Raw genomic sequence first — 6,192 nt, forward strand, 5'->3', positions numbered from 1 at the left:
GCTATGTCGGACTCCGATCAAACCCGCGCCAGGCTGATCGATGTCGAACTCGATGAATCGATCGGCCGTTCGACACCCGATGTCGAGCATGAACGCGCGGTGGCGATCTTCGACCTGATCGAGGAAAACAGTTTTCAACCCGTCAATGACAGCGGTGCCGGCCCTTATCGGCTGAAGCTGTCGCTGGCCGAGCAGCGCCTGGTGTTTGCCGTGGCGCGCGAGGATGGTGCCGCCGTCGTCACCCATATCCTGTCGCTGACGCCGCTCAGGCGCATCGTCAAGGACTACTACATGATCTGTGAAAGCTATTACGACGCCATCCGCTCCTCGACGCCGAGCCACATCGAGGCGATCGACATGGGCCGCCGCGGCTTGCACAATGAGGGTTCGCAAACGCTGATGGACCGGCTCTCCGGCAAGATCGACATCGATTTCGATACGGCGCGCCGGCTGTTCACGCTGGTCTGCGTGCTGCACTGGCGGGGCTAGTCCTGGCACCCGGCGCCCTGCCCCGTTCGATCCTGTTCCTGTGCGGCATGAATGCCGTGCGCTCGCCAATGGCAGAGCAACTGGCGCGGCGGATACTGCCCGCCACCATCTTTGTCGCTTCGGCCGGCGTCCGCGCCGGCGAGCGCGATCCGTTCGTCGATGTGGTTCTGGCCGAGGAAGGACTGTCGCTGGGCGAGCGCCACCCAAGGACACTGGACGATCTCGAGGACGATTACTTCGACCTCATCGTCACGCTGGCGCCGGAAGCGCACCACGCCGCACTTGAGCTCACCCGCTCGCTCGCCGTCGAGGTCGAATACTGGCCGACGCCGGACCCGACCGATGCCGGCGGCACGCGCGAACAGATCATGGCGGCCTACCGGGACGTGCGCGAGCGGCTGAAAGCGCGGATCGGGCGTCGATTCGCGCCTCCGGAGGCCGCCGATTAAGCGTGTTCACAAGCGGACGATTATCATATAGGTTCCGCCGAAATTCCGGCTAGAGTCGGATGATTTCAGGTCTGTTCGACCTGAAATCTGAATCCGCCTCTAAACCAAGAAGTAGAGCATGATGTCGTCCGAAAACCGCTTTACACTTTTCGGCATCATGCTCTAAGCGCCGGAACTGCCATCCAAGCAAAGGTATCGAATGCCGAAGGAAGAAGTCCTCGAGTTTCCGGGTGTCGTGACGGAATTGTTGCCCAACGCGATGTTCCGGGTAAAGCTCGAAAACGAACACGAGATCATCGCCCATACGGCCGGCCGCATGCGCAAGAACCGCATCCGCGTGCTGACCGGCGACAAGGTTCTGGTCGAGATGACGCCATACGACCTGACCAAGGGCCGCATCACCTATCGTTTCAAGTAAGCAAAGCCCGACTGGTCCGCGATGAGCATTTTGCAGAAGCTGGTGCTTGCCTCGGGTTCGCCGCGCCGGATCGAGCTCTTGCAGCAGGCGGGCATCGAACCGGACCGCGTGCTGCCGGCCGATGTCGACGAAACGCCGCTGCGTGCCGAGCATCCGCGTTCGCTGGCCAAGAGGCTGTCGAAGGAAAAGGCCGAGAAGGCGTTCGCGTCACTGAAGACCGAAGCCGACTATGCGCCGGGCTTCGTGCTGGCCGCCGACACGGTGGTCGCCGTCGGGCGGCGCATCCTGCCCAAGGCAGAGACCCTCGACGACGCCGCCAACTGCCTTGGGCTGTTGTCGGGCCGTTCGCACCGGGTCTATTCCGGCATCTGCCTGATCACCCCAGGTGGCAAGCTGCGCCAGCGGCTGGTCGAGACGCGGGTGCGCTTCAAGCGGCTGCCGCGCGAAGAGATCGACGCCTATGTCGCCTCGGGTGAATGGCGCGGCAAGGCCGGCGGCTACGCGGTCCAGGGTCTTGCCGGCGCTTTCGTCGTCAAGCTGGTCGGCTCCTACACCAACATCGTCGGGCTGCCTCTGTATGAGACCGTCGCGCTGTTGAGCGGGGAAGGCTTCAAGGTGCATGGCGGCTGGCTGGCGGGAACCCGGCTATGAATTCGGATTCCAAAGTCACGCCCTTGCGCCCAAAGCGCCCCTGCCCCGAATGCGGCAAGCCATCGGCGCGCGACGCCTTTCCGTTCTGCTCGACGCGCTGCAAGGACATCGACCTCAACCGCTGGCTGAAGGGCGCCTATGTCATCTCCGCCCGCGACGACGAGGAAGAGGCGGACCCGGTCGCTCCGAAATAAAGCGAGCCTTGTTTTTATGCATGTCTTTGTCCCAAAACCGACCCTTTTGGGCGACATGCATTGGTCAGGCGGCCTCGGTCTTGCGCCTCACGCGCGCCCAGGCCGGCAGCCAGTCGCCATGAGCTGCGAGAAGATCATCGACCAGTGACCAGATCTGGTCGAGATCGAGCTCGGCGGCGGTGTGCGGATCCATCATCGCCGCATGGTAGATGTGCTCGCGGTTCTCCGTCATCAGAGCCCGCACCGTCAGTTCCTGCACGTTGATGTTGGTGCGGATCAGCGCAGTCAATTGCGGCGGCAGCTCGCCGATATAGGTCGGCTGGATGCCGGAGGCATCGACCAGGCACGGCACCTCGGCGGCACAATCCCGGGGCAGCGAGGTGATGCAGCCATTGTTGCGGACATTGCCGTAGATCACCGATGGTTCGCCGGTCCAGACCGAATTCATGATCGAGGAGGCATATTCCCGGGACTGCTCGACCTCGATGCGATCGGCCGAGCGATAGGCCTCAGCCTGCCCCTTCCAGCGCTCGATCTGCTCGATGCAGCGCTTGGGATACTCATCCAGCGGGATGCCGTACTTCTCGATCAGGTCCGGGCGGCCGTCCTTTATGAAATAGGGCGTGTATTCGGCGAAATGCTCCGAGCTTTCGGTAACGAAATAGCCGAGCCTGGTCAGCATCTCGTCGTAGCGGACGGTTGGTGCTAAGGATTTGGCGAGCGCGACGGTCATCTCTGCCACCTCAATAGGGTCTACGGCGCCGCGCAGGCCGTCGCCCAGCGCGTTGAAGGCAAAAACGGTGACGAGCACGAAACCGACCGGCGACAGGATCCAGGGATAGGTGCCGATGACGGAATAGGTCGCGGCGTCCTGCAGCATCAGGCCCCACGAGATCAGCGGCGGATGGATGATCTGTCCGACGACGCCATCTATGCTGGCGCGCATCTGCCGCTGGTGCATTTCTTCCGCTTGCATTTGCCGACGGATGTCCGCCATCGGCTGATGACAGGCGCCACCGACCCGGCGGACCACCACAATTTCGAGCGCTGGAACCGCTACTTCCGCTCGAAAGATCCGGCGATGACCGCGCATGCCGCCAACGAATTGCTGCCCAGGCTGGAGCGGGTGCGGTTCGAACCTTACTGGCTGGTGCCCGAAACCGCGCCCGGGCAGGAAACGGGCAGCCCTTTCGACCAGCAATCGTCGCGCAATGTCGGGCGCATGTGCGATTTCATCGCCGAGAACTTCCTCTTCGACATCGATTGCGTGAACATCGCGGCGGCCGCCGACATCCACCCCAAATACGCCATGAGCCTGTTCAAGAAATCGACGGGCATGACGCTCAACGAATATGTCAACCTTTTGCGGCTGAGCTACGCGCAGGCGCTTTTGATGCATCAGGATGCCAATGTGCTGGGCGTTGCCATGGACTCCGGCTTCGGCACGCTCAGCGCCTTCAACAAGTCGTTCCGCAAGCTGGCCGGCATGTCGCCCTCCGATTTTCGCCGAGGCGTGACCGGCGCCAGATAGGCGGCAACGGCCAGCGGCGCACCTGGTGCCGCGAAAGCATTGGTGCGCCTCGATCGCCGGCTAAAAGACGTGTCACGGCATTTCAGCCCGCAATCGCGACGCGGACAACGGTGACGATGGCCGGATCGTGCCATGCTATGCGCCATTCCGGCCATGCAAGCAGCATGGAAACCGGGGCACTGCACGGCATCGCTTTTCCTGTCTGAAATCGCCACCTAGGCGCTGGACAGGCCGAATTCCCGTGCTATAACCCACGCGCTTTCAAGGGGTGCCCACGGCGCCTTGATGAAATCCGGTCAACGAGATTTCGTTCGCCGGAACAGGCCCAGATAGCTCAGTTGGTAGAGCAGCGGACTGAAAATCCGCGTGTCGGTGGTTCGAATCCGCCTCTGGGCACCACTACCCTTGAAGAGCATTGAATTTTCGCGACTTTTTGCCCCGTTTTGTCCAACCGACTTACACCATCCCGTTTTTCTGGACACTTTTGTTCCTCCGCATCTTCCCTCGGCAAGGCGGCGGCCAGAACCTTCAATAATCCACATGCCGCACTGCCGTTCCTGATGCTCGGGTTCGTGTCCCTCGCAATCAAAGTGGAAGAAAGCCGGCGGAACCCACCATCTGGCCTGCAAAGCTAAACGTAACGCGAAGATAGGAGCCAACCGGCCCTTTCGCGGTCCATTGATAGGTCTTCATCGGGCTCGCGATTACCAATACTCCTTCGCAGCCGATTGTCGCAACCACTTCGGCGTATGTCATGTCGGGTTTGAGCATTGCCTTGGTTGATCTGGTTGCTTCGCAAGTCGTCTTAACCGGTGCTGCAATCGCAGAATTCGCACAGAGTAGCCCTGCTGACAGCGCAAGAGTAAGTGCTGGTCTCATCGCTTCCCCCACCGATGTTCGTCGGCGCGATTGCCGGCAGGGTACTATTGCGCCGCCCTTAGTAGCGGCACAACCAAGCCAAATGTGTAACATTAGCTACCCATAATTTTGGCACGTTTTTTGCTGTCGCGAACTTGGGGGGATAGCGAGGCCGAAGCGATGCATCGAAATGATGAAGAACTGTGCAATTGGGCGAGCACACGGGGCATCATGATTTACCGACGCTCAAAGACGGTGTGGATCGCGGCAGGTGGATACCGTGGCCGCGATTTTGAGGTTAAGGGACGTTCCCCATCGATTGCGGTCGCATTGTGGCTGGAGGCTGCCCAGTACAAAGGTTCAAGGTGTTATAGCACTCCATGATCCTGCCAGCTGCCGAAAGGTGGCGGGCTTTTGCGTTTCAGACCGGCCACTTTCGCAGCGGCGTCGTGCTCGACCCTCTGTCCATCAAATTCTAACGGCGGGACAGCGCAGCCGTAAAGCACTGGCGGTAACAGTTGATTCAACCATAGCTGGTATCTTAGGAGTGTAGCGGCTCCGACAGTGCCGGGGGGCGCTGATTGCCGGAGCCGCCTGCGCAGCCCGGTTGGGGGTTTGACCGCGCCGTCCTATTCTGGGACAGCGCGGTCAACGATTCGTTAAAATTTTCCGGATTAATTAAGTGCATTCTAGTCGAATGGCGCTGTTTATGCCGGCCGGCTTTGGCTCACCGCCGAGCTGGACGGGGCGGAGGCCGAGTCGCTTGAACAGGCGATGGTCCAAGACGGAGTAAAGGCGCAGATCGAAGAGATCACGCCGGAGGCGAAGCGGCGCTAGTTGCACGCTCCATGAACCTTTAAATTAGCCCCGACAGGTGGAGTAGCTTGGCAACTCGCGCACCAAAGCCAATGACGAATCGGCCATCGTTAGTGGCAAAGTCCCAACAGCAGAATGCGGCCCAGCCGAAGAGCAGAAGGGAGAAGCGCATATGTCAAATGCTAAATTAGATGCATTGAATAAACGTTAAGGCATGGGACACGGCCGGCGTCCGTTGGGTGGGCGCGTTGGGACAACAGGCGCCGGCCAGGCGGAAACAAGTCCGCCGCAAAGGAGAAGCTAATATGCGGAATGTCCCTGCGCCTATGGCGTGATAGCGGAAGCCACAACGTTTGTTGGTTGGACAGTTTTCCGAAAAGCCTAACGATTAGGTGGGAGACCGGACTGAAATCACGCAAGCTAATGATTGCGCTAGGTTTCTGTATCCCGCCTGTGGGCACCATCATTTTTCAAAGCAAAAAACAAAAGCTTAGGCGCCCATCCGAAGCAGCATTTCTGCGTCTAAGCTTCGAACTGCCGCCGCTTATCAGTTCGGCAGCGTTTGCAGACGGATTATCCTGGCACAGAAAAAACCCGGGCGCCACAGGCGCCCAGGCCGTCCATCAATAGTCGTGCGGGCTCAGTTCTTGCCGACGTCGGCGGCCGCCTGTTCGATGAGCTCGGCGACTCATGGCGCCCGTTCTGCTGGGGGCAGCCCGGCTTGATGCGCTCGATGTCGATGCCCAGGCGCAGCCACCAGACCGACAGCTTGCTGAGGTTGAACAG

At 60.4% G+C, this 6,192-nt stretch carries 5 protein-coding genes, 1 tRNA gene and 4 pseudogenes; 7 read left to right on the top strand and 3 right to left on the bottom strand.

Going from position 1 to position 6,192, the window contains the following annotated elements:
- Window positions 1-3 precede the first annotated feature (3 nt).
- The 5 genes from ASD12_RS07325 to yacG all read left to right on the top strand — a co-directional run bounded on the left by ASD12_RS07325 (window position 4) and on the right by yacG (window position 2,201).
- Entirely contained in the window at window positions 4-489 is a 486-nt protein-coding gene (locus tag ASD12_RS07325; RefSeq protein WP_056583391.1) for a UPF0262 family protein, read from the top strand.
- Complete coding sequence (locus tag ASD12_RS07330) at window positions 477-938, top strand: low molecular weight phosphatase family protein (RefSeq protein ID WP_082525287.1); 462 nt, start codon at window positions 477-479, stop codon at window positions 936-938. Before ASD12_RS07325 ends, ASD12_RS07330 begins: the two co-directional genes overlap by 13 nt.
- 199 nt (window positions 939-1,137) lie before the next feature.
- Window positions 1,138-1,356 carry a translation initiation factor IF-1 gene (gene infA, locus ASD12_RS07335; RefSeq protein ID WP_006200926.1) on the top strand — a complete coding sequence of 73 codons (219 nt, stop codon included), beginning with the start codon at window positions 1,138-1,140 and terminating at the stop codon, window positions 1,354-1,356.
- Between the two features lie 21 nt (window positions 1,357-1,377).
- Window positions 1,378-2,007 (top strand): Maf-like protein, encoded by a 630-nt coding sequence (locus tag ASD12_RS07340; RefSeq protein WP_023809261.1) that lies wholly within the window; start codon window positions 1,378-1,380, stop codon window positions 2,005-2,007.
- Window positions 2,004-2,201: a DNA gyrase inhibitor YacG gene (yacG, locus tag ASD12_RS07345; RefSeq protein WP_056583395.1), complete on the top strand. Its 198-nt coding sequence runs from the start codon at window positions 2,004-2,006 to the stop codon at window positions 2,199-2,201. Before ASD12_RS07340 ends, yacG begins: the two co-directional genes overlap by 4 nt.
- A 64-nt stretch (window positions 2,202-2,265) precedes the next feature.
- On the opposite strand, the pseudogene ASD12_RS07350 reads toward yacG, so the two are convergent.
- Window positions 2,266-2,898 (bottom strand): annotated as a pseudogene (locus ASD12_RS07350) (alpha-glucosidase/alpha-galactosidase); the annotation flags it as partial.
- 51 nt (window positions 2,899-2,949) lie between these two features.
- Window positions 2,950-3,105 (bottom strand): annotated as a pseudogene (locus ASD12_RS34810) (ABC transporter permease); the annotation flags it as partial.
- Here ASD12_RS34810 and ASD12_RS07355 point away from each other — a divergent pair.
- Window positions 3,106-3,732 (top strand): annotated as a pseudogene (locus ASD12_RS07355) (helix-turn-helix domain-containing protein); the annotation flags it as partial. It lies immediately after the preceding pseudogene.
- A 323-nt stretch (window positions 3,733-4,055) separates the two neighbouring features.
- Window positions 4,056-4,131, top strand: a tRNA-Phe gene (locus ASD12_RS07360).
- Between the two features lie 1,848 nt (window positions 4,132-5,979).
- On the opposite strand, the pseudogene ASD12_RS35180 reads toward ASD12_RS07360, so the two are convergent.
- Window positions 5,980-6,192, bottom strand: a pseudogene (locus tag ASD12_RS35180) (hypothetical protein); the annotation flags it as partial.

Source organism: Mesorhizobium sp. Root102 (genome assembly GCF_001425625.1).
Taxonomy (GTDB): domain Bacteria; phylum Pseudomonadota; class Alphaproteobacteria; order Rhizobiales; family Rhizobiaceae; genus Mesorhizobium.

Bases quoted from the DNA above. Each gene is read 5' to 3' on its own strand.
- ASD12_RS07325 (WP_056583391.1), top strand. From the start codon at position 4: ATGTCGGACTCCGATCAAACCCGCGCCAGGCTGATCGATGTCGAACTC.
- infA (WP_006200926.1), top strand. From the start codon at position 1,138: ATGCCGAAGGAAGAAGTCCTCGAGTTTCCGGGTGTCGTGACGGAATTG.
- ASD12_RS07340 (WP_023809261.1), top strand. From the start codon at position 1,378: ATGAGCATTTTGCAGAAGCTGGTGCTTGCCTCGGGTTCGCCGCGCCGG.
- yacG (WP_056583395.1), top strand. From the start codon at position 2,004: ATGAATTCGGATTCCAAAGTCACGCCCTTGCGCCCAAAGCGCCCCTGC.